Below are 21,599 nucleotides of genomic sequence, written 5' to 3'. Positions count from 1 at the left end.
TCAGAACACGAAGCAGGAGCAGCCGAGCGCGCCCCAGAAGGCATGCCGGACCTCGTCCGCCAGCGGCAACGGCCGGTTCCAGGCGATGGCCCGCTGGTGCCCGTGGAAGGCGCAGCCATGGCCGGCGCCGACCGGAGGCCGCCGCATCGCCGGGCTCGGGCCGGCCGCGACCGGGCTCCAATCCGGGCTTGCCGGCGGCAGCGGCGGGGAGAGATTGGAGAACTCCGCGTCCGCGAACACGACGCGACCGCGCACCATGGTGAGCACCGAGGTGATGTGGCGGATCTCCTCCGGCGGGACCGACAGGTAGTCCGCCGAGAGCACGGCGAGGTCGGCGTGACGCCCGGGGACAAGGGTGCCCTTGACCGCCTCCTCGCCCGAGAACCAGGCCGAGCCCTCGGTCCACAGCCGCAGCGCCGCCTCCCGCCCCAGGACCTTTTCCTCGCCATACAGCGGCAGGCCACCGAGGGTGCGTCCGGTGGTGAGCCAGTAGAGCGCCACCCACGGGTCGTAGGAGGCGACGCGGGTGGCGTCGGTGCCGGCGCCGAGGGGCAGGCCGCTTGCCAGCATGCGGGCCACCGGCGGCGTCTCGGCCGCGGCCTCGCGGCCATAGCGGTCGACGAAGTATTCGCCCTGGAAGGCCATGCGGTGCTGGATGGCGATGCCGCCGCCGAGGGCCTGCACGCGCTCGATGTTGCGTGGGCCGATGGTCTCGGCATGGTCGATGATGAAGCGCGCCGGCAGCGGCGCGCCGCCGCTCACCCGCTCGAAGACGTCGAGGAAACGCCCGATGCTCTCGTCGTAGGTGGCGTGGATGCGGAACGGCCAGCGCCGCTCGGCGAGCAGGCCGACCACCGCCTCGAGCTCGGACTCCATCACCGGGGCGAGATCCGGCCGCGGCTCGAGGAAGTTCTCGAAGTCCGCCGCGGACCACACCAGGTTCTCGCCGGCGCCGTTCATGCGCAGCCACTCGTCGCCGGCGCCGGGCTCGGTCATCGCCACCCAGCGCTCGTAGTCGGAGAGCTCGTCGCCGGGCTTCTGGGCGAAGAGGTTGTAGGCGATGCGCACGGTGAGCTCGCCAGCCTCGTGCAGGCGCCGGATGACGGCGTAGTCGTCGGGGTAGCTCTGCCCGCCGCCGCCGGCGTCGATGACGCTGGTGATGCCGAGGCGGTTCATCTCGCGCATGTAGTGCCGGGTGGAGTTGGCCTGGTCCTCCGGCGCGAGCCTGGGCCCGCGGGCCAGCGTCGAGTAGAGGATCAGCGCCGAGGGCCTGGCGATGAGCAGGCCGGTGGGCTCGCCGCTGCGATCGCGCTGGATCTCGCCGCCGGGCGGGTCGGGGGTCTCCCGGGTGATGCCAAGCGCGCGCAACGCCGCGCGGTTGAGCAGCGCCCGGGCGTAGAGGTGCAGGAGGAACACCGGCGTCTCCGGCGCCGCCGCGTTGATCTCCTCCAGGGTCGGCATGCGCCGCTCGGCGAACTGGAACTCCGACCAGCCGCCCACCACCCGCACCCACTGCGGCGGCGGCGTGCGCTCGGCCTGGGCGCGGAGCGCCCGCAGGGCATCCGCCAGCGACGGCTCGTTCTCCCAGCGCAGCTCCAGGTTGTAGCTCAGGCCCCCGCGGATCAGGTGCGTGTGGCTGTCGTTGAGCCCCGGAATCACCCGCCGCCCGCGCAGGTCGATGGTCGTCGGCCCGGGGCCGAGGGCGGCGCGGCAGGCGGCCTCGCCGCCGGTGGCGACGATGCGGCCGTCGCGCACGGCGAGGGCGGTCACTTCCGGGCGGGCCGGGTCCAGGGTGGTGATGCGGCCGTTGACGGCGATCAGCTCGGCCATGGGGCGCCTCCGGCGTTGGCGGGATCCGGCCGGCGGCGCATCGCCGCCGGCCCGGGACGGGCGGCGGATCAGCCTGCTGCGGCGGCGCCCGCCTCGCTGGCGTGCTCACCGAGCGCCCACTTCGAGAACCGCACCTGGATGCCGTAGGGGGTGTGCGCCTTGAGGATCTCCATGACGCCGTCGTAGGTCTCCTGGCGCGCCCAGTCCTGCTGCAGCTCGAAGGTGAACTGCAACGCGTTCATGGGCACCGCACCCGCCTGCACCAGGCGCTGGACGGCACGCTCGTGGGCCTCCGGGCTGACGTCACCGCAGGCGTCGGCGGGCACGTGCACCTGGTAGCCGGCCGCGAGCATCTCGAGCGTGGGGAACATCACGCACGCCTCCGTCCACAGGCCGGCCACCACGATGCGCTTGCGCCCGGTGGCCTCCACCGCCCGGCGGAAGTTCGGGTCGAGCCAGCTGTTGATCGAGGTGCGGTCGATCACCTCGGCCTGCGGAAAGAGCTCGGTCACCTCCGGCATGAACGGGCCGGCGAAGGAGTCCTGGGCCACCGTGGACAGGGTCACCGGGACGTCGAACAGCCGGGCCGTCTTCGCCAGAATCTGGACGTTGTGCATCAGGGCCAGGCGGTCGTGGGAGTAGACCCCCTGATACATCGCCGGCTGGAAGTCGATCAGTGCCAGGGCGCAATTCTGGGGGCTCAGCTGCTCGTGCATCGGATGGGCCATGCCGGGTCTCCTCTGGTGTCAGGGCCTGGTCGCCGCGGCCCGGCCGAGGCCGGGGCCGCGCCGGCGGAGCGCGGCCTCCCGCGCTCCACTGGCATTGAGCATCCTTCGGCGACGGGGCGCGGTCTTTCAGGTTTCTGCGGGCGTTGGCTGGGGCGGCCGGTCAGGCCCTTGCCGCGGGCAGCACCAGATGGAAGGCGGCACCGCCCAGGGCCGCGTCCCGCCCCACGCTGATGGTGCCGCCGTGGGCCTCTGCGATGGTCCGCGCGAGCCACAGGCCGATACCCATGCCCTCGCTGCGGCTCGTAACGAAGGGCTGGAAGATGCGGCTGACGCAGCCCGGCGGAACGCCGGACCCGGAGTCGGCCACGGTCACGCGAAGGCAGCGATGCTCCGCGCCGACCGCCCGCAGCTGCACCGCCGGCTCGCCGTCGGCGCTGGCCGCGGCCTGGAGGGCGTTCTCCACCAGGTTCACCACGGCCTGGCGGAGCAGGATGCCGTCCCCGTCCACGCACAGCGCCTCCACTGACTGAACCTGCTCCAGCCGCACGCCCAGGTCCTGCGCACGGTCGGCCAGCTGCGCCGCCGTCTCCGCGAGGGTGCCTGTGAGGTCCAGACGGCGCCGTTGCAGGCCACCCTCGACGAACAGTTGCTGCAGGGAGCGCATGGTGCCCACGGCGCGCTCGGCGTTGCGCCGGATCATGCCGATACCCGCGGCGAGGGCCTCCCTGCTCGGGATGTCCTGCGCCAGCAGCCGCTCGCAGCCCGCCGCGCTGGACAGAATCGCCGTCAGCGGCTGGCGCAGCTCGTGGATGACCGCGGGCGCGACGTGCGCCAGGGTCGCCCGGCGGAGCGTGTCACCGCTGAGCATCTGCGGCTGCCGCGACGCCCCGTCGACGACGTAGGCCGGAATCATCGGGAGAGGGTCGGACCGGTCGTGGCCATTGTGACGCGGCGACGCAGGCTTCTGTTTTGCTTGGGGATCCAGGACTTCGACCATTCGGATTCCTCCAGGTGGCGGCCGACCGGCGCCCGGACCCACCATGGCCCGCGCGCTTGCCGGCAGTATCGGCGCGGGTCCGCTGCGGAATCTTCAACGATCGTGCCACCGGTAGAGGCCGCCACCGACGGGGCGGCCGGGGAAGTCGGAGAGCCCACAAATCTGAAAGCCGGCTGCGCCGGAGCGCGAATATGCTGGGGGCCACTCAATCGCTGCTGGCCGCAGGGACGGATCATGAAGCGACACGCCGCAACACCGGCCCCTGCATCCGCGCCCTGCCCCAGCCCCCGGCCCACCCGGCCGGTGCCCCGCCAACCAAGCATTCACCTGACACGGACGACCGTGCGGCTGCTGCCGGCGTCGGGACCGGTGGCCGCGAGTCCGCGCCGGCCCGACGCGGGACGGGCGATCGTGCCGCCCTTCGCCGGGGGGTGAGCCATGGTGGCGCGTCCTCCTTTTCTCACCGGAACCATCGCCGGGATTGCGGCCCGGGGCCTGCGGGAGCTCGCACCCATGCGGGTCTGCGACGCTGCGGTGCGCGGCGCGCTGCGCCGGTGGCAGGCCCGAAGCGACCCTGAGGACAGTGGCATCGACCATCTGCGCCTGCCCGACACCTACGGCTTCCGGCTGACCGCCGACGGCAGCGCCCGCGACCACTGGCCCACGCCCGACGACGCGCTCCTCAGCGAAACCCTGTCCCGCCAGACAATCCTGCGCCGAGGGCTGGCGAGCGTCATTGGCACCCGCCCCCGCCTCTTCGGCGTGCGCTACTCGGTGATCGCCGTGGAAGGCGAGGAGTGGCTGCTCCTCTGCCCGTATGCCGCGGCGGGCACTGTGGCCGGGGCATGCGTGGTGTGCGTCGATCAGCACCTGCGAACCGTCCGCTAGACCGCGATCCCTACCAGACCCCACGCCCTGCAGAAACTCAGAAGACCCCCGCTGCCTGGGTCCACACGCTGACGCTGCCGATGACCCGGATCCTGGCTGAGTGCAGCGCACATCGGCCGCGGGGCACGGCGGTGCGGGCGCCGGTGCACGGCGTCCGGTTCCACTGGACCGACATGAGGACTGTCCCCATGAATGAGAACCGCAAGCTCGAGCTCGGACTGCTCACGCTGCGCCTGGCAATGGCGGCCTTCATGGCCGTCTGGGCGCTGGAGAAGATCCTGCATCCGGAGATTACCCAGGCGATCTTCCAGACCTTCTACTTCGACATCGCTTCCACTGCACTCGTGATGAGCATCGGAGGGGTGCAACTGCTGATCATCATGGCCTTCGCCGCCGGGCTGCTGCGCTTCTGGAGCTACGGCGCCATTCTCGCGATGCACACTGCCTCTGTGCTCGTGACCCTTGGGGAGCTGGCCAACCCCTATCAGTCGCCCAACCATCTCTTCTGGGCCAGCGTGCCGACCCTGGCGGCAATGCTGATGCTGTTCCTGCTACGGGATGCGGATCGGCTGCTCGCCCTGGACGCTCGTCGGGGCGCCGCGGGCGCTCCGGCCGAGAGCTTCTAGCCGCAAGGTTTGCCCGCCGGGGTTCGTGGAAATACGGACACCCGGCGGGTTGCACCAGCGCCAGGAACCGAAGTAGATTTGCCCTACCTATCGATCAATAGCCTCAGAGGTGAACCATGCGCTTCAAAGACCGCATCGCCATCGTCACCGGCGGTGGCTCCGGCATCGGCAAGGAGGTGGCGAAGCGTTTCGTCGCCGAAGGGGGCTCTGTGCTCCTGGGCGGGCGGGACGCTGCGAAGCTTGAGGCAGCGGCGCGGGAAATCGACGCCCAGGGGCAGCGCGTGGACACCCTGGCCGGTGACATCGCGCTCCCCGACACCGGACGGTCACTCGTCCACCGCGCGGAGCACCGCTTCGGCGGCGTTGACGTGCTCTTCAACAACGCCGGCGTCTTCCGGCCCAAGCCCTTCCTGGAGCTCAGCGAGGCCGAGTACGACGGCTTCCTGGATACCATTCTCAAGGGCAAGTTCTTCACCGCCCAGGCCGCAGCCCGGGCCATGCAGCGCCGCGGCGGCGGCGCCATCGTGCAGACGGGTTCGATGTGGGCAACCCAGGCCGTCGGTGCCACGCCCTCTTCCGCCTACTCGGCGGCCAACGCCGGAGTGCATGCGCTGGTGCGCAACCTGGCCATCGAGCTCGCCGGCGAGGGCATACGCGTCAACGCTGTGGCGCCCGCCGTGGTGGAGACGCCGGTGTACGGCACCTTCATGGATGAGGAACAGGTGCGCAGCACCTTGCAGAGCTTCAACAGCTTCCACCCGCTGGGGCGCAACGGGCAGCCGGCCGACGTGGCCGAGGCGCTGCTCTTCCTCGCCTCGGACGCCGCCGCATGGATCACCGGAGTGGTGCTACCGGTGGATGGGGGTGTGACGGCCGGGCGGCAATAGCGAAGGCCGCGTGCACGGGCCAGGCTTGACCCTGAGCCCGGCCGGCTCGCACCGCGTGCTGACTTTTCGGTACAAGGTACGACGACTGCAACGGAACGGAGGCTGTCATGCGCGAGTCCGCCCGGAACATCGGCGTCCACCAGCAACTCAGGCCCATTCGGGATGACGCCGGCCGCGGGAAGGTGAGCCGGATTCGTTGGTGCGGGCAACCGGACGCGGCCGAGGGAACCGCCTTCAGGGGGCGTGGACGCCACGCGGACTGGACCTGATGGTCGAGCGAATCACGGAGCGCGGGGACGTGCTGCCGCTGCTCTCGGAGCTGTTCCGCGAGCACGGTTTCGAAGGCACGACGCTCGCGCTCATCAGCCAGCGCACCGGCCTTGGGAAGGGCAACCTGTATCACCTGTTTCCGGGCGGGAAGCAGGAGATGGCGGAAGCGGTGCTCGCCGGCATCGACGCCTGGTTCGAGGAGCACGTCTTCACGCCCCTGGAGCAGGCCGAGTCGCTGGAATCCGGGCTCGCGCACATGTTTGATGCCGTCGCCGAGTACTTCCGCGAGGGCCACCGCATCTGCCTCGTCGGCGCGTTCGCCCTCAGCGACACCCGCGACCGCTTCCCGGACCGCGTCCAGGCCTACTTCGGCCGCTGGATCGAGGTGGTACAGCGCGTTCTGGGACGCGCCGGCATCGCCCCTGAACCGGCGCTCTGCCTCGCCGAGGAAGTGGTGCTGCGCGTCCAGGGCGCGCTGGTCCTCGCTCGCGCCCGCCGCCAGCCCGTGCTGTTCCGCCGGGCTCTGGACCGTCTGCGCGAAGACCTGCAGCGCGATCTCGACTTCCAGCTCAACAACAGGCGTCGGCGCCGATGACTTAGCGGCGTACCAACGGCATCCATGGTTCAGCCAGCGCAGAGGAGCAGCCGACATGTCCCGTGACGCCAGCGGCTGGCGGGACGTGGGCCGAGGTCCGGGATCCCACGAGGGCGATTACATAGACTGGCTCACCATCGCCGAGCAGGCGGAGAGCATCGCCGCCGACGTCGAGCGCATCCGCAACCATCCACTGGTGCCGGCCTCGATCACCGTCCACGGCTATCTGTACGACTGCCGCACGGGGCGGCTGGAGGCGGCCTAGGGGGGCGGGCGAACCAAGCACCGGCGACTTCCGAGCGCGAAACAGGCGCCCGCAGCGGCGCCGTTCGGCGTAGACGCGGCGAGCGCGAAGGCGGATGCCGCCCCGATTCCGGGAAGGGGCAACCACTTGCACTGCGCCCCCTCCCGAACTGGCCCGGCGTGAGAGCAGCCGCTTGTCTTATTCAGTCGATTGACTTATTCATTCGAGCAATTAACATGGCGCCATGAGCACAGAATCGACACTCCCGCCGCGTGGTGACGTCACCCGCGAGGCGCTCATCGCCACCGCCATGCAGGCCTTCGCCCGCGACGGCTTCGACGCCGCCAGTACCCGCGCCATCGCCCGCGATGCCGGCGTCAATCAGGCGCTTATCGGCTACCATTTCGGCGGCAAGCGCGGCCTCTACCTCGCCTGCTTCGAGCACATCGTCGAGCGTGTCCGACGCCGCATCGCGCCGGCGCTGCGGCGCATCGACGAGCAGCTGAACGAGCGTCCCGCGGACGCCGCGGGGCGCTGCGAGGCTGCGCTCGAGGCCCTGTTCGGGCTCACCGACGCCTTTGCGGACGTCATGATCTCGGGCGAGTCCGCCGCCTGGGCGCAGCTGATTCTGCGCGAGCAGCAGGCACCGACGGACGCCTTCCGCGTGGTCCTGGAGGGCTTCATGGAACCGGTGCTGCGCTGTCTGACCCGGCTCATCGCGATGGCACGGGGCGAGCGCGAGGCGGAAGCGCATCGTCTCCGGGCCATCACCGTCGTCGGTCAGGTGCTGGTGTTCCGAACCTGCCGGGCCGGCATGCTGCACCACCTGGGCTGGGACGACGTCGGTGCGTCGGAGGCAGCCATCGTGCGCCGGCACATTCGGGCGACCGTTGGCGCGGTGGCTCTTGGGTAGCGCAATGGGCCGCGGCACATGGCACCTCCGGCACACCCCTGCCATCGCGGTGCTGGCGGTGCTGCTGGGCGCCTGCTCGGCGGACCAGCCGGAGCCCCGGGTCGAGGCCTCCACCCCGCGCCCGATCGCCTGGGCCGAGGCGCGCCCGGACGACGCGGCACCGGTCCGCGTGCTGCCGGGCGTCCTGCGCGCGGAGCAGCGCGCGCCGCTGAGCTTCGAAGTGGCCGGGCGCGTGGCCGAGGTCAGGGTGGCTGAGGGAGACCGCTTTGCGGCCGGCGCAACTCTCGCCCGGCTAGAGCCCGAAAGCTTCCGCCTCACCCTGCGCGCCCGCGAGGGCGAGCTCGCCGAGGCCCGCGCGCGACTCGCCGAGGCCGAGGACGACTTCCGCCGCCAGCAGCGGCTGCACGAGGGCGGCCATATCTCCCGCGCGGCACTGGACACCGCGGCAGCCCAGCGGGATACGGCCCGCGGGCGGGTGGATGCGGCAGAGGCCCAGGTGGCGCTCGCCAGGGACGCGCTGGCCGACACGGTGCTGCGGGCACCCTATGCGGGCGAGGTGGCACAGCGGCGAGTGGAACCGGCACAGCGGGTCGCGGCAGGCGAGCCGGTGCTGCAGATCCAGGGGCGGGGCCCGCTGGAGGTCGCCCTGTCCCTGCCGGAGACCCTGGTCGACCGGCTGCAGCCCGCCTCGCTGCACGAGGTGCACCTGCCCGTGCGCAACGGCGTAACCCTCAGCGCGCGGGTGAGGGAGATCGCCGCGGATACCGGCGACAGCAATGCCTACCCCGTCACGCTCGCCCTCCTCGACCCGCCGCCGGGCCTCCGCGCCGGCCTCACCGCCGAGGTGCATCTGCGCCTGCGAGCGAAGCAGGCGGACGAGGGTGTCACCATTCCCGCCACGGCATTCCTGCCGGGGCCAGGGGAAACGGCGTGGGCGTTCGTCTACGATCCCGGTAGCGCCACGGTCGAGCGGCGCGAGATCCGCGTGGCCTCGCTTGCCGGCGACCGTGCCCGTGTCAGCGCCGGGCTCGCGCCCGGCGAAATCGTCGCCGCCCGTGGCGTCGCCTTCCTGCGGGACGGCCAGCGCGTCACCCGCCTGCATACCGGCCCCGCACGCTACCAGCCATGACCCCGAGCGAGCTCGCCTTCCGCTGGCGCCCGCTGGTCTATCTGGTCACGGCCGTACTGATGGCCGTCGGCGCCTGGAGCTACTTCACCCTGCCCGCCCAGGAAGACCCCAAGATCACCATCCGCGAGGCCGTGGTCACCACCCACTACCCCGGTCTGTCCGCGAGCCGCGTCGAAAGGCTCATCACCAAGACCCTGGAGGAGGCGATCCGGCAGGTGCCGGAGGTGGAGGCCATTCGCTCCACGTCGCTGCCCGGCACCTCCCTCATTCACGCCGAGGTCGACGACCGCTACTTCGACCTCGACCCCATCTGGCAGGACCTGCGCAACCGCGTCGACGCCGCGCGGGCCGAGCTACCCGAGGGTACCGGCCGCCCACGGGTCAACGACGATTTCGGCGACGTCGCCGTGCTCACCGCTGCCCTCACTGCCGACTCCGGGTTTTCCTGGGGCGAGCGGCTGGACATCGCGCAGCACCTCCGGGACATGCTTTACGCCGTGCCCGGCACGCATCGCATCGACCTGCTCGGCGTGCAGCCGGAGCGGGTATACGTCGAGACCGACGACAGCCGTCTCGCCGAGCTCGGGCTCTCGCCCGGCGATATAGACCGCGCCGTAAGCCGCCACAACACGATCCGTCCCGGCGGGGAGCTGGACACCGGTAAGCGCAGCTTTCCCATCGAGCCCACAGGCAACTTCCCTGACGTCGGGGCCCTCGGTGACACCCTGGTGCGCCTGCCTGCCGGCGAGCTGATGCCGCTGCGGGATGTCGCGGACATCCGCCGCGGCCCGGTCGATCCGCCGGAGCCGAAGGCCTATTTCAACGGCGAGCCGGCCATCGTCTTCGCCTTCTCGATGGCGGATGGCGAGCGCGTCCTGGAGTACGGCCCGCGCCTGCGGGCGGCGCTCGAGGAGGCGGAGGCCACGCTGCCGGTGGGCTACGCCCTGGAGGTCGTCACCTACCAGCCGGAAGCCGTGGAGCGGGCGGTCTACGGCGTCACCGCCAGCGTGCTGCAGACCCTCGCCATCGTGCTTGCCGTGGTGGTCCTCTTCCTCGGCCTGCGTACCGGCCTGATCGTCGGCAGCATCGTGCCCGCGGTCATGCTCATCACCCTTGCGGTGATGGGCTTCGCCGGCATGCCGCTGGAGCGCATGAGCCTTGCCACGCTGGTGATCGCGCTCGGGCTGCTGGTGGACAACGGCATCGTCGTCGCCGAGGACTTCAAGCGCCGCCTGGAGCTGGGCCAGGGCCGGGATGCCGCCCTGCACGGCGTCGGCCGCGAGCTCGCCCTGCCGCTGCTCTCGGCCACCCTGACCACCATTCTGGTGTTCCTGCCGCTGATGCTGGCCGAGCACGAGGCCGGCGAATACACCCGGGCGATCTCGCTGGTGATCCTCATCAGTCTCTCCACCTCCTGGCTGCTGGCCATGACGGTGACGCCCTCGCTCTGCCACCGCTTCATCCGCGAGCCGGTACCGGGCGAAGCGGCTGCACGCCGCGACCCGAGTCGCTGGCTCTTCCGGGGCCTCGGCGACGGCTACGAGTGGCTGCTGCGGCGGATCCTGCGCCATCGCACGGCTTTCCTCTCGCTCATGCTGCTATTGCTCGGTGGATCGGCAGTGGCCTTCTCGCAGCTGCCGCAGAAGTTCTTTCCCGACTCGGACCGCCCCCAGGTGCTGGTCTACCTGGACCTGCCCGCGGACGTGACGCGCAGGACCACGGACCGCACCTTGCAGGACGTCATGGCGGTGCTCGGCGACCGGGAGCGCTTCCCGCAGATCGAGCGCTTCGCCGCCTATGCCGGATCTGGCGGACCGCGCTTCGTGCTCTCCCTGACTCCGATCGACCCCGTGCCGAACCGCGCTTTTCTGGTGCTGGACGTGGGCAGCCACGCAGAGGTCGCGCCTACGGTGGACGAGCTGCGGAGGCTTTTCGCGGAGCGTTTCCCGCAGCTTTCGGCGCAGGTCACAGGCATGTTCCTGGGCCCGAGCGACTCCAGCGTGCTGGAAGTGCAGGTGAAGGGGCCTGACGCGGGCCATATCTACCGGACCGCCGGGCGTATCGAGCGCATCCTCGCCCAGGTGCCGGGCACCATCGACATCCGCAGCGACTGGGAGAACCGCCTGCAGCGGGTGGTGGTGGACGTCGACGAGACGCGCGCCCGGCGGGCCGGCGTCACCGCCGAGGATGTGGCCCGCTCCCTCGAGGGGCACTACTCGGGCCGCATGGTCTCGGCGCTGCGCGAAGGCGACGAGCTCATCCCCATCGTCACGCGCGCCGTGGGCGCCGGGCGCGACGACCTGCAGCGCCTGCATACGGTGAGCGTGTTCGCCGCCGAAGGCGAGGCGGTGGTCCCGCTTACCCAGGTGGCCGACGTGCATCTCCGGGCGGACTGGGCGCGCATCGCCCGGGAGGACATGGTGCGCACGGTGACCGTTTCCGCGCGCAACACGCGGATGGCCGCCGAGGATCTGGCCCCGGAAGTGGCCGGGGCGCTGGACGCCCTGCGCGCCGAGCTGCCGCCGGGCCACGGAATCGAATTCGACGGGGTGGTGGCGGAAAGCGCCGAGGGCCGCGCCGCCCTCGCCGCGAACCTGCCGCTTGCCATTGGCGGCATGGCGCTGCTGCTCGTGGCCCAGTTCAACGGCTACCTGCGCCCGCTAATCATCGTGCTGACCATCCCGCTGCTCGCCATCGGCGCCGTTCTGGGACTGCATCTGCTGCGGGCGCCCTTCGGCTTCATGCCGCTGCTCGGCCTCTACGCCCTCGCCGGCATCCTCATCAATAACGCGATCGTGCTCATCGACCGCATCGACATCGAGCGCGCCGCGGGTGGGACCGGGGACTTCGAGGCCCTGATCGCCGCCTGCGTGCGCCGTCTGCGCCCGATCCTCATGACCACGATCACCACTCTGCTCGGGCTGCTGCCGCTCATCATCGCCGAGGACGCCCTGTTCTACGGCCTCGCCGCCGTGCTCGCCTGCGGCCTCGCCGTGGGCACGATGCTCACCCTCGGCGTGGTGCCGGTCCTCTACAGCCTGGTGTTCCGGATACCGCCAAGCTGAACGGCACAAGGCCGAGCTGCGTGCAAGCATTCGTAACGGGCAGCTGACGGCCAGGCCCTCGGGCGAGCCCCCGTGTTGACGGTGCTGACCATGGCGTGCCGCCGCTCACCCGCCTCCGTAGGCGCGTTCACCCGTACCGTGAGGAACTGCCTGCTCCGATACCGAAATACATGAACGTCCGCCCCTCAAGCGGCCTCCGGCGCCACGAACGCCGGCGCACGCGCCTCGCGGATGGGCCAGTGCAGCGCCGCCGCCACGACGCTGAGCGCTACGGCGATCCACCACACCGGGTCGTAGGAGCCGAAGCGCTCGAACAGCGCGCCGCCAAGCCACACGCCGAGAAAGGCTCCCACCTGATGGGAGAGGAAGACGAGCCCGAACAGCGTGCCGAGGTAGCGGGTGCCGAACATGACGGCCACCAGGCCCGAGGTGAGCGGCACCGTGGACAGCCACAGCAGCCCCATGGCCGCGGCAAAGGCGAGCGTCACCGCCGGGCTCGGCGGCAGCATCAGGAACAGCGCGATCGCCACCGCCCGCGCCGCATACAGGCCACTCAGCAGATGTCGCTTGGGATAGCGTGCGCCTAGGACCCCGGAGCTGTAGGAGCCGACGATGTTGAACAGGCCGATCAGCCCGATGCTCCAGGCGGCCAGCGCCGCGCTCACGCCGAGGTCCGTCAGATAGGGCGGCAGATGCGTGGTGATGAACGCCACATGGAAGCCGCAGACGAAAAAGCCGGCGAGCAGCAGCCAGTAGCTGCCGTGGCCGAAGGCACGCTGCAGGGCGTCCCGGAAGCCGAGCGTGGTCTCGCCCGCAGCCGCCTGGGTGCCACCACGGCCGGCCAGCGGCGGCGCCAGCAGCGGGATCAGCGCCACCGTGGCGGCAAGCAGCAGCAGCGCGGTCTCCCAGCCATAGGCGGCGATGAACGCCTGGCCGAGCGGCGCGAACACGAACTGCCCGAGACTGCCCGCGGCGGTGCCCATGCCGAAGGCCCAGGAGCGCCGCTCCGGCGGCAGCAGCCGGCCGAAGGCGGCGATCACCACCGGGAACGACGCCCCGGAGAGTCCGAGCCCCACGAGCAACCCGCCGCTCAGGTACAGCGCTCCGGGGGTCGGCGCAAGCGCCATCAGCGCGATGCCGAGGGCATAGAGCAGCCCGCCGGCGGTCAGCACCCGGGCGGTGCCGAAGCGGTCCGCCACCGCTCCGGCGAGCGGCTGGCCGAGGCCCCAGAGCAGGTTCTGCAGGGCGATGGCAAGCGCGAACACCTCGCGGCTCCAGCCGCGCCCCTCCGAGAGCGGGTCGGTAAACACGCCGAGGCTAGAGCGCAGGCCGAACCCGATGAGGGCGATGAGGCAGCCGCAGAGGAGGATGACCACCGGCTTGCGCCAGGCGGGAACGGGGACGGAAACACTGCTCATTCTCTGCTCCTCGCGCGGCCGCGCCGCCGGGCCTGCGGTGTCTCAGGCGTCCCTGGATAGCACGACGCCGCTTACCGGGGCTTCCAGATTCCTGACGGTCGTTGCAGGCAGCATCCCGTCGGGAAGGCCACGGGCGCGGCTCGCCCGCGACGAACCCCATCGCCTCACTCCGGCGGCGGCTTCCCTCGCAGGGACTTGATGCGGGCGCGGCGGATGCGCCGGTCGCGGGTGGCGAGGAGGCGCTCCTTGACCGCCTCCGGCAGCGACAACGAGAGAGATTGTGCAGCGTCCGCCCGGGACGGCGCTTCCACGTTCTCGCCGCTACCTGATCACGCACGTGACTACCGAATGCTTGCGGAGACTTCCGCCGCGACGCCGCGCACTGGACACCGGCCGTGCCGTCACAGATCCGCGCGGTGGTGGCCCCGTCCCCTTCCCGGGGTCTACGCCCGGCTCATTCCCCTTCCGCAACACCGAGAAACCGCCGGATCTCGCGCAGCAGCGCCTCGGGCCGCTCCTCGATCACGAGATGCCCGGCATCGGCGACGACGCGCAGCTCCGCGCCGGGGATAAGCCGCTGCAGCGCCTCGCCACGCTCGACCGGGATCCAGGCATCCTCGCGGCCCCAGAGCAGGAGCACGGGGCGGGTGATCCCGCCGTAGCGGGGCTGGACCTCGTCGGTGTAGCGCTGGTCGGCCTGGGCGATCTGGCCGTAGAAGGCGGCCTGGCCCGGGTCGCCGCGCCAGGGGGCGAGGACACCCTCTAGGGTCTCCTCGCTCAGGGGCCGGTAGGCAGCGGTCTGCACGTAGGCGCGCACGATGGCCTCGTGGATGTAGCCGGGCACGCCGGCGAAGGCGGCCTCGTGCTCGCGCACGTGGCGGAAGAACGGCGAGCCCCAGGGCGCCACCGCCACCGGGTCGATGAGGACGATGCGCGCGAAGTCGCGGCCATCGAGCAGGTGGGCACGCAGCGTCGTCGCCCCGCCGAAGTCGTGGCCGATGATGGCCGGACGATCCAGGCCCCAATGGTCCAGCAGCGCGGCGAGCACCCGGTTCTGGATGCCGAGGGAGACATCGCCCGGCGACCGGTCCGAGGCCCCGTAGCCGAGCAGGTCGTAGTAGTGGACGGTGAAGTCGCCGGCGAGCCCGGCGATCAGATGCCGCAGGTTGAACGACGACCACGGCGTGCCGTGCACCATCACCAGCGGCGGCCCCTTGCCCGTGACGCCGTAGCGCACGAGGCGGCCGTGAAACTCGAAGGTCTGCGGCAGCTGCCACTCCGCCCTTCCCGACATCATCGCTCCTCCCTCAGTGCGGCGCGGCCTCCCGGCCAATGGAAGCCCCCGTGCCATTATCCGACATCAGCTCCCGCGCCACCGCGTCCGCATTCTGCTCGGCGAGGTCCGGAATCGGGGCGACCGGCACCGCCTCGGGGTACTCGGCGGCCATGGCGCCGGCCACGGCCCGACGGCCCGAGGCGTCGAGCGACTCACCGTCCCAGTGACCTTCGGTGATCTGGCGCTCCACCTCTGCGCGCAGGCGCTCCAGGTAGCGCCGCTGCCCGGCGATGAGCACCGCGGGCGAACCCGGATCGCCGTGGCCCGGGTAGAGACGCTCGGCCTCGGGGAACTCCGCCTCCAGGCGGTCGAGCTGGGCGAGCCAGGCGCCGCTGCGCCCTTCCAGCAGAAAGGGGATGACGCCGTTGCCGACCACATCGCCGCAGAAAAGCGCGCCGCTGCGCTTGACCCAGTAGACGGTCGCCGAGCCCGCCTCACCGGGTCCGAGCTCGCGGGCCTCGAGGTGCAGATCCCAGAACACCAGGCGCTCGCGCTCGCCGAGGATGCGATCCGCGGGCGGATAGGTCTCGGGTGCCGCGGCGCCGAGGGCCTCGCGGGTGAGACGCTGGAAACCGTGGGGATCGAGCCGGATCTCGCGGTCGGTCGCCCGGGTGGCGCAGAGGGGGGCCCTCGGGAAAGCACGGCGGAAGGCCTCGGCGCCGCCGATGTGGTCCGGGTGCGCGTGGGTCAGCAGCAGCGCGTAGACAGGCTTGCCGAGGGCGCGCACCGCCTCGATGGCACGCTCGGCGGCCCGGGGGTCGCGCTGGAGGTCGATGACAGCCACCCCGGCCTCCGGCTCCACCCACCAGGTGTTGACGCCTCCGGGGCCCGGCACCGTGAGGCGTCCGATGGTCAGGGTCTGTGCGCTCATGGGGCACTCCGGCGCGGACGCGCAATCGCTGAAGGTTCGTCCTATTCCTACCGCTGCCGGCAGGCACCGTCTTTCAGCTTCCTGCCCCGTCATTCGTCGGCCGTCATCACGAGCCAACGGCAATTCGGCGGCGTACCCTCCAGGGACATTGCCCGTGCCGGCGCAGAGGTCGAGACGCTATAGATCGAGCACCAGCTCCGCCGATTGCGCCCAGGACACGCAGGTGCAGAGCGAGTGGCTGCGCTGGGCCTCGGTGAGGCAGAAGTCCCGATGGTCCGGCGTGCCGGCGAGCACCTCGGTGACGCAGGATGCGCACTCGCCCCGCCGGCACTCGTAGCCGGTCCAGACGCCGTTCTCGAGCAGAGCGTCCAGGATGCTCCGCCCCGGCGCCACCTCGATGCTCAGCCCGCTGCGGGCAAGGCGCACCAGCACCGGCCGGTCCCCGGGCCGCTGCGCGGCGCCGAAGCTCTCGAAGCGCACCCGAACCGCCGGCCAGCCGAGCGCGGCCGCGCACTGGCGCACCGACTCGATCAGCCCGCGGGGGCCGCAGACGTAGAGCGGCAGCGCCGGGGAGAGCCCGGCAAGCAGCTCCGGCACCTGCAGCCGCACGCCGTCGGCGGCGCTATAGCGGTGCACGTCCCCGTGGCGGTAGGGTGGCAGCGGCAGCAGCCTCTCCGCACGGCGGGCCGCATAGTGCAGGGCGAAGCTCCGGCCCCGCCGCTCCAGCGCAGCCATCATGGTCAGGAACGGGGTGATGCCGATGCCACCTGCGATGAAGACCGAGCGGGGCGCGTCCTCCTGAAGCGCAAAGGCGTGGAAGGGGCCGGCGGCGTCCATGCGCTCCCCGGGCTGCGCCTGCTCGTGCAGATACTCAGAGCCACCCCGGCTCGGGCGCACGCGCAGGACGTGAATCTCGTAATAATCCACGCCCGCGGGGTCGGAGGTCAGGGAGTAGCGGCGCTCTAGGCCGGCAAAGGAGAGCGCCAGATGCGCGCCGGGCGCGAACGGCCGCAGCCCCTGGCCGGAGGCCGGCGCCAGCCGCAGGCGCAGGGTATCCTCGGCGACCGGCGTGCGCTCGGCTAGCACAAGCTGCATGCCGCGCCCGTCACGGGTTGAACGGGGAGCTGTCGATGAGCTCCCACACGAAGGCGCGGTTGAGCGGCGCAATCCGCCACGCCTCGGGGCGGAACGACCACCAGCGCCCGGTACCGCCGGTGCGCCCGTCACGGTCGCCCTGATCCAGCGCGAGCTCCACCGAACCGGTGAGCTGGAGCTGCCGGTTGCCCTCGAAGTCGATGAAGGCGAGCCCGGCCTCGGGGCGCAGGGTGAAGTTGCCGAGGGTGTTGAACATGCTGTTGCCAGGGTAGTCCGGGATCCGGAGCCTGCCCTCCGCCACCTCGACGAAGCCGCTCCGCCCGCCACGGTGGGAGACGTCGGCCGGCCCGTCCGGGTGCGCGCTCGCGACGAAGAACGTGTCGGCGGCCTCGATCCAGGCACGGATCTCGCCATCCATCCGCTCACCCTCGCGCACGTCCGCAGCGACACCCCCGGCGGGGCGCTCCTCGAGCCGGCGGCGCTGGATGTACTTCGGGCAGAGCGCATACGCCTGGTCGGTGGTGAGCACGAGCTCACCGGCGCCAACCGAGCGCACCCGCCCGTTGACCCGCAGGCGCCGCCGGGTGGCGAGCTCGATGAATAGCACGCCGAGGTGATCGCCGGCCTGCAGGGCGCGCAGCGGCTCCACCGCGGGCAGCACGGCGCCCGGGTCGGAGAGCTGCAGGGACAGCGTCTCCCCGGCAACGGCCACCTGCGCGAAGCCCTGCGCTCCGGCGATCAGCGCCGCCCAGAGCCGGCCCTCCCGGTCCGCACCGCCGAGGAGCACGAACTGCTGCTGCGCGACGAAGCCATGGGCCGCCGCCGGAATGCGCGGGTTCATGTTGCGGCCATTGGCGAGGGCGGCATCCCGCTCGCCCGCGGCCTCCTGCACGGCACGCTCACCCGCGTGATAGGGATCCGTCATGCTCGCCTCCCGGCAAACGGGCCCGCGCAGCGCACCGCGGCCCGGCAGCCCCTGCCCCTCAGAAGACTGCACCAGGACGGGCACCGCCGGCTTTCACCTTACTGCAACCGATGGCTGCGTGCGTGGGACCGCCGGCTTGACAGGTCCCGGACATTTATTTAGTACTACTAACCACTATGCAAACCCCGTTCGACACCCTCAGCGAACCGCTGCCCCGCCGGGTGGTGGCCGGGCTCGCGAAGCTCTCCCTGGTCCTGCGCCACGAGGCCTGGAGCCAGGGCCGCGAGCAGCGCCTCACGCCCACCCAGGCGCAGGTGCTGACCCTGCTGCGCGCCCGCGGCCCGCTGCGGCTCTCCACGCTGGCGGACGAGCTCGCGGTGCGGGCGCCGACGGCGAGCCAGGCGGTGACGGCGCTGGAGACGAAGGGGCTGCTGCGCCGCGAGCCCGCCGCGGACGACCGCCGGGCGCGGGCGATCCGGCTCACCGACCGCGGCACGGCGGAGGCCGAGCGCCTCAGCGACTGGCCGGATGTGCTCCAGGCCGCGGTGGACGACCTCCCGGAGGCCGAGCAGGCCGCGCTGCTGCGGCTGCTCACCCGCACCATCCGCGGCCTGCAGGCGCGCGGGGCGATCCCGGTGCAGCGCATGTGCGCGAGCTGCCGCTACTTCCGGCCCCACGCCCACGACGACCCGGCGACGCCCCATCACTGCGCCTTCGTCGACGCCCCCTTCGGCGACCGCCACCTGCGCCTGGACTGCCCCGACCACGAGCCGGCGGACGGGGCACTCGCGCGCCGCAACTGGCGGCGATTCACCGCTTCCCACCCCACACCGGAGGACTGACGCCATGCACCCGCTCCATCGTGCTCCCGCCATCGCGCTCTCCCTCCTGCCCGCCCTCGCCGCGGCTCACGGCATTGACGCCGAGCGCGGCGGCGCGGACGCCGCCTTCGACGTGGTGCGCGTCGAGGTCAGCGCCGAGACACACTGGCTCGAGTTCCGCATGCAGGTGGCCGGCGAGGCCGGTGCCCACCGCCCGGAGGCCGCCGGTGGCCTCGGCGGCGCGCCGGTGTACTCCTACGTCTGGCCCACCGGGCTCGACACGGCGGCGGTCGGGTTCGGCCCGGAGCAGGGCATCCTGGCCCTCGCGGTCACCGCGCATCCGGACTTTGACGACACGCCCGCCTTCGACGAGGACGGCGACGGCGACCCGGACAACGACGGGGGGCGCTGGCACAGCCACTGGGTGGTGCTGGTGCCGGCGGAGGAGGACTGCCCCGGCGGGCTGAAGGTGCGCGACATCCCCGAAGGCGAGGAACCGGAGCTGCCGGCCACCTGGCCGGGCCTGCCCCTCTACATCGACAGCCCGGGCTACACGCCGCTGGTCGACGGCGATTCCGTCACCGTGCGGGTGCCGTTCCGTGACGCCGGCGCCCTCGAGGGCAGCGCCTTCGACGGCGTCACCTCGGGCCTGCGGGTGAACGAGAGCGTGCATGCCCCGCTGCTCTGCGTGGAGGACGTCTTCGACGTCGCCTCCGGCGACCTCGACCTCCCAGGCCGCGTCGAATAGCCCCGCAACCCCGTCAGGGAGGATACCCGACCATGGCCGAACGCCGCTGCCTCGCCATCCGCCACGTCGCCTTCGAGGATCTCGGCCTGCTCGCCCCGCTGCTCGAGGCCAGCGGCTACCAAATCCGCTATCGCGAGGCCGGCGTCGACGACCTCACCGCCGAGGACCCCCACGCCCCGGATCTGCTGGTGATCCTCGGCGGCCCCATCGGCGCCGCCGACGAGGCGGACTACCCCTTCCTCGCCGACGAGGTCCGGCTGCTGCGGGAGCGCCTCGCCGCCGACCGCCCGACCCTCGGCCTCTGCCTCGGCGCCCAGCTCATGGCGCGGGCCCTCGGCGCGCAGGTGTACCCGGCGCGGGAGAAGGAGATCGGCTGGGCGCCGCTCGAGCTCACCGCGGCGGGGCGCGCGGGCTGCCTGCGGCACCTGGATGGCGGCATCACCCTGGTGCTGCACTGGCATGGCGACACCTTCGAGCTGCCGGCGGGGGCGACGCGCCTGGCCTCAACCCGCGCCTGCGAGAACCAGGCCTTCGCCTACGGAGAGCGGGCGCTGGCCCTGCAGTTCCACGCCGAGGCCGCGGGGCGCGCGCTGGAGCGCTGGTTCATCGGCCACACCGTGGAGATCGCGGCCACCCCGGGCGTATCCGTGCCGCAGCTGCGCGCGGACACGGCCCGCCACTCGGCGACCCTGCACGAGCAGGGCCGGCGCTGCTTCAGCGAATGGCTGGAGGCGGTGGAGGAATGAACCTGACCGTCACCGTGGATCACGTGCTGGTCGGCCAGCCCGTACCCTTCGGGCCGAACGGCGAGGCGAGCTCCACGGCCTTCCCGAAAGACGCATTGCCCGCCCGCGGCGGCGTCGCCACAGCGGCCCAGACGGCATCGAAGTCATCCAGTGCCTGTGCCGGCGCGGGAATCCTGAATGGGCCGACGGACGGCGAGGCATTGACGCACGCCGAGGTAGACGAGATAGGCCGCGACCAGCCATTTCATCGTGGTGAACGCCACCGCCGAGCTGTAGATCACCGCCCCCACGCCGGCGAGGGCCAGCAGCATCAGGCACGCGTCCGCCACGACCACACCCGTCACCGTGGCGAGGCTCCTGGCCGGCCCTTCCGCCAGCGCCTTCGCGATAACCAGCAGCATGGACGGCCCCGGCAGCAGCGTCACCACAACCGAGGCCATGACAAAGGCAAGCCAGACGTCCATCGGTGCCAACCCTCCTCCGCGTGCCAGGTTGGCGTCCCGATCGGTCCGCTCCAGGCGAACGGCGTTCACGACCCGAGAAAATCGAGCACCGCTGCCGAGAAACGCTCCGGGGCATCCTGCGGCAGCCAGTGTGATGCCCCGTCGATGCCCTGAAACCTGGCGTCGGGGATTTCCTGCGCAAGCCGGGCGCCGTCCTCCGCTTTCTGCCAGGGGTCATCCATCCCCCAGAGCACCAGCGTCGGCGCGCGAATGGTGCCGTGCCGGTCCACCAGCGCCATGGTCTGGTTCGCGTTCAGCGCAGCCGCGTTCCGCAACAGGCTGAGCTTGCCTTCCTCGCTCGCCCAGGGCGCGATGATTCCTTCGCGGAACCCGGCCGTGAGGCGGTCGCGATTGGAGAGCCCTGCGGCCAGGCTCTCCTCCAGCTCAGCCACGAGCTCGGCGACCGGGCGCGGCTTCCAGCGCAGTGGGTGGCCGAAGTCCAGCATGTCATCGTCGAAGCGGTCGTAGCAGACCGAGTTGGTGATCACCATGCGGCGCACCAGCGCCGCGTGCTCGATGGCGAGGATCAGCGCGACCGCCCCGCCGGTGTCGTGGCCGACGATGTCCAGGCCCCGCAGCCCGAGTGCCGAGAGCAACGCATCGATCATGCGCGCCTGATCCTGGAAGGAGCGATCGAACCGGTCTCTGCGATCCGACCATCCATGGCCGAGGAAATCCGGCGCGATAACGCGGTAGCCCGCCCGGACGAAGGCCGGGATGACCTCGTGATACAGATAGCCCCAGGTGGGAATGCCGTGCATCAGCAGCAGGCTGCCGCGTCGGGGCTCCCCGACGTCGATGTAGCGGATCGACACCTCGATGTGCGCCGCCGCACCCGCAGGCAGGCGCAGCTCCCGCTGCGCCGCGCGAAAGTCCTGCCAGTTCCGCCATGGCGCTGTTTTACCGTTCACGTGCGTACTCCCTTGAGGTGTTGCGACCATGCGCAGCGTCGGATGCTCTCGGC

At 71.5% G+C, this 21,599-nt stretch carries 22 protein-coding genes; 11 read left to right on the top strand and 11 right to left on the bottom strand.

Going from position 1 to position 21,599, the window contains the following annotated elements; translation table 11 throughout:
• From LMH63_RS08210 to LMH63_RS08200, 3 genes are all read right to left on the bottom strand, one after another.
• A complete protein-coding gene (locus LMH63_RS08210) occupies positions 1-1,830 on the bottom strand; it encodes an amidohydrolase (protein WP_109678061.1) in 1,830 nt (609 codons plus the stop codon).
• A 68-nt stretch (positions 1,831-1,898) separates the two neighbouring features.
• A complete protein-coding gene (locus tag LMH63_RS08205) occupies positions 1,899-2,558 on the bottom strand; it encodes a hydrolase (protein ID WP_199225634.1) in 660 nt (219 codons plus the stop codon).
• 160 nt (positions 2,559-2,718) lie between these two features.
• Positions 2,719-3,471 (bottom strand): sensor histidine kinase, encoded by a 753-nt coding sequence (locus tag LMH63_RS08200; protein WP_158280342.1) that lies wholly within the window; start codon positions 3,469-3,471, stop codon positions 2,719-2,721.
• 522 nt (positions 3,472-3,993) lie between these two features.
• On the opposite strand from LMH63_RS08200, the gene LMH63_RS08195 reads away from it, so the two are divergent.
• The 8 genes from LMH63_RS08195 to LMH63_RS08160 all read left to right on the top strand — a co-directional run bounded on the left by LMH63_RS08195 (position 3,994) and on the right by LMH63_RS08160 (position 12,172).
• Complete coding sequence (locus LMH63_RS08195; RefSeq protein ID WP_146205194.1) at positions 3,994-4,443, top strand: hypothetical protein; 450 nt, start codon at positions 3,994-3,996, stop codon at positions 4,441-4,443.
• 188 nt (positions 4,444-4,631) lie between these two features.
• Complete coding sequence (locus LMH63_RS08190; RefSeq protein ID WP_109678067.1) at positions 4,632-5,069, top strand: DoxX protein; 438 nt, start codon at positions 4,632-4,634, stop codon at positions 5,067-5,069.
• A gap of 116 nt (positions 5,070-5,185) precedes the next feature.
• Positions 5,186-5,956, top strand: a complete 771-nt coding sequence (locus LMH63_RS08185) for an SDR family NAD(P)-dependent oxidoreductase (protein WP_109678069.1) — start codon at positions 5,186-5,188, stop codon at positions 5,954-5,956.
• 268 nt (positions 5,957-6,224) lie between these two features.
• Positions 6,225-6,821, top strand: coding sequence for a TetR/AcrR family transcriptional regulator (locus tag LMH63_RS08180; RefSeq protein WP_109678071.1), 597 nt, complete (start codon positions 6,225-6,227; stop codon positions 6,819-6,821).
• 55 nt (positions 6,822-6,876) lie between these two features.
• Positions 6,877-7,086 carry a carbonic anhydrase gene (locus tag LMH63_RS08175; RefSeq protein ID WP_199225635.1) on the top strand — a complete coding sequence of 70 codons (210 nt, stop codon included), beginning with the start codon at positions 6,877-6,879 and terminating at the stop codon, positions 7,084-7,086.
• A gap of 223 nt (positions 7,087-7,309) precedes the next feature.
• Entirely contained in the window at positions 7,310-7,978 is a 669-nt protein-coding gene (locus LMH63_RS08170; RefSeq protein ID WP_109678073.1) for a CerR family C-terminal domain-containing protein, read from the top strand.
• A gap of 4 nt (positions 7,979-7,982) precedes the next feature.
• Entirely contained in the window at positions 7,983-9,107 is a 1,125-nt protein-coding gene (locus tag LMH63_RS08165) for an efflux RND transporter periplasmic adaptor subunit (protein WP_109678074.1), read from the top strand.
• Positions 9,104-12,172, top strand: coding sequence for an efflux RND transporter permease subunit (locus LMH63_RS08160; RefSeq protein WP_109678076.1), 3,069 nt, complete (start codon positions 9,104-9,106; stop codon positions 12,170-12,172). The genes LMH63_RS08165 and LMH63_RS08160 overlap by 4 nt, the downstream gene beginning before the upstream one ends.
• A gap of 185 nt (positions 12,173-12,357) precedes the next feature.
• Here the strand turns inward: LMH63_RS08160 and LMH63_RS08155 are convergent, their stop codons facing one another.
• The 6 genes from LMH63_RS08155 to LMH63_RS08130 form a co-directional block, all read right to left on the bottom strand.
• Complete coding sequence (locus LMH63_RS08155; protein ID WP_109678078.1) at positions 12,358-13,590, bottom strand: MFS transporter; 1,233 nt, start codon at positions 13,588-13,590, stop codon at positions 12,358-12,360.
• 164 nt (positions 13,591-13,754) lie between these two features.
• Entirely contained in the window at positions 13,755-13,901 is a 147-nt protein-coding gene (locus LMH63_RS08150; protein WP_158280343.1) for a hypothetical protein, read from the bottom strand.
• Positions 13,902-14,044: 143 nt separating this feature from the next.
• On the bottom strand, positions 14,045-14,887 hold the full coding sequence (locus tag LMH63_RS08145) for an alpha/beta fold hydrolase (RefSeq protein WP_229332760.1): 843 nt from the start codon (positions 14,885-14,887) through the stop codon (positions 14,045-14,047).
• A gap of 10 nt (positions 14,888-14,897) precedes the next feature.
• Positions 14,898-15,797 carry an MBL fold metallo-hydrolase gene (locus LMH63_RS08140; RefSeq protein WP_158280344.1) on the bottom strand — a complete coding sequence of 300 codons (900 nt, stop codon included), beginning with the start codon at positions 15,795-15,797 and terminating at the stop codon, positions 14,898-14,900.
• A 177-nt stretch (positions 15,798-15,974) separates the two neighbouring features.
• Entirely contained in the window at positions 15,975-16,892 is a 918-nt protein-coding gene (locus tag LMH63_RS08135; protein ID WP_109678082.1) for a PDR/VanB family oxidoreductase, read from the bottom strand.
• Between the two features lie 10 nt (positions 16,893-16,902).
• Positions 16,903-17,817 carry a pyridoxamine 5'-phosphate oxidase family protein gene (locus LMH63_RS08130; RefSeq protein ID WP_109678084.1) on the bottom strand — a complete coding sequence of 305 codons (915 nt, stop codon included), beginning with the start codon at positions 17,815-17,817 and terminating at the stop codon, positions 16,903-16,905.
• A 176-nt stretch (positions 17,818-17,993) separates the two neighbouring features.
• On the opposite strand from LMH63_RS08130, the gene LMH63_RS08125 reads away from it, so the two are divergent.
• Genes LMH63_RS08125 through LMH63_RS08115 form a run of 3 tightly spaced genes read left to right on the top strand, consistent with a single transcriptional unit; the run spans position 17,994 to position 20,132 of the window.
• Entirely contained in the window at positions 17,994-18,659 is a 666-nt protein-coding gene (locus tag LMH63_RS08125) for a MarR family winged helix-turn-helix transcriptional regulator (RefSeq protein WP_109678086.1), read from the top strand.
• 4 nt (positions 18,660-18,663) lie between these two features.
• Positions 18,664-19,386 (top strand): hypothetical protein, encoded by a 723-nt coding sequence (locus LMH63_RS08120; RefSeq protein ID WP_109678088.1) that lies wholly within the window; start codon positions 18,664-18,666, stop codon positions 19,384-19,386.
• 32 nt (positions 19,387-19,418) lie between these two features.
• A complete protein-coding gene (locus LMH63_RS08115; protein WP_109678090.1) occupies positions 19,419-20,132 on the top strand; it encodes a glutamine amidotransferase in 714 nt (237 codons plus the stop codon).
• A gap of 143 nt (positions 20,133-20,275) precedes the next feature.
• On the opposite strand, the gene LMH63_RS08110 is transcribed toward LMH63_RS08115, so the two are convergent.
• Both LMH63_RS08110 and LMH63_RS08105 read right to left on the bottom strand, forming a co-directional pair.
• Positions 20,276-20,596, bottom strand: a complete 321-nt coding sequence (locus LMH63_RS08110) for a LysE family translocator (protein WP_109678092.1) — start codon at positions 20,594-20,596, stop codon at positions 20,276-20,278.
• 65 nt (positions 20,597-20,661) lie between these two features.
• On the bottom strand, positions 20,662-21,546 hold the full coding sequence (locus LMH63_RS08105; protein ID WP_199225636.1) for an alpha/beta fold hydrolase: 885 nt from the start codon (positions 21,544-21,546) through the stop codon (positions 20,662-20,664).
• Between the last annotated feature and the right edge of the window lie 53 nt (positions 21,547-21,599).

Origin of the sequence: Spiribacter halobius, assembly GCF_020883455.1 — a bacterium.
Lineage (GTDB): Bacteria > Pseudomonadota > Gammaproteobacteria > Nitrococcales > Nitrococcaceae > Sediminicurvatus > Sediminicurvatus halobius.
Note: the sequence above shows the minus strand (reverse complement) of the source record. Positions and strands in the feature narration are given on the sequence as shown.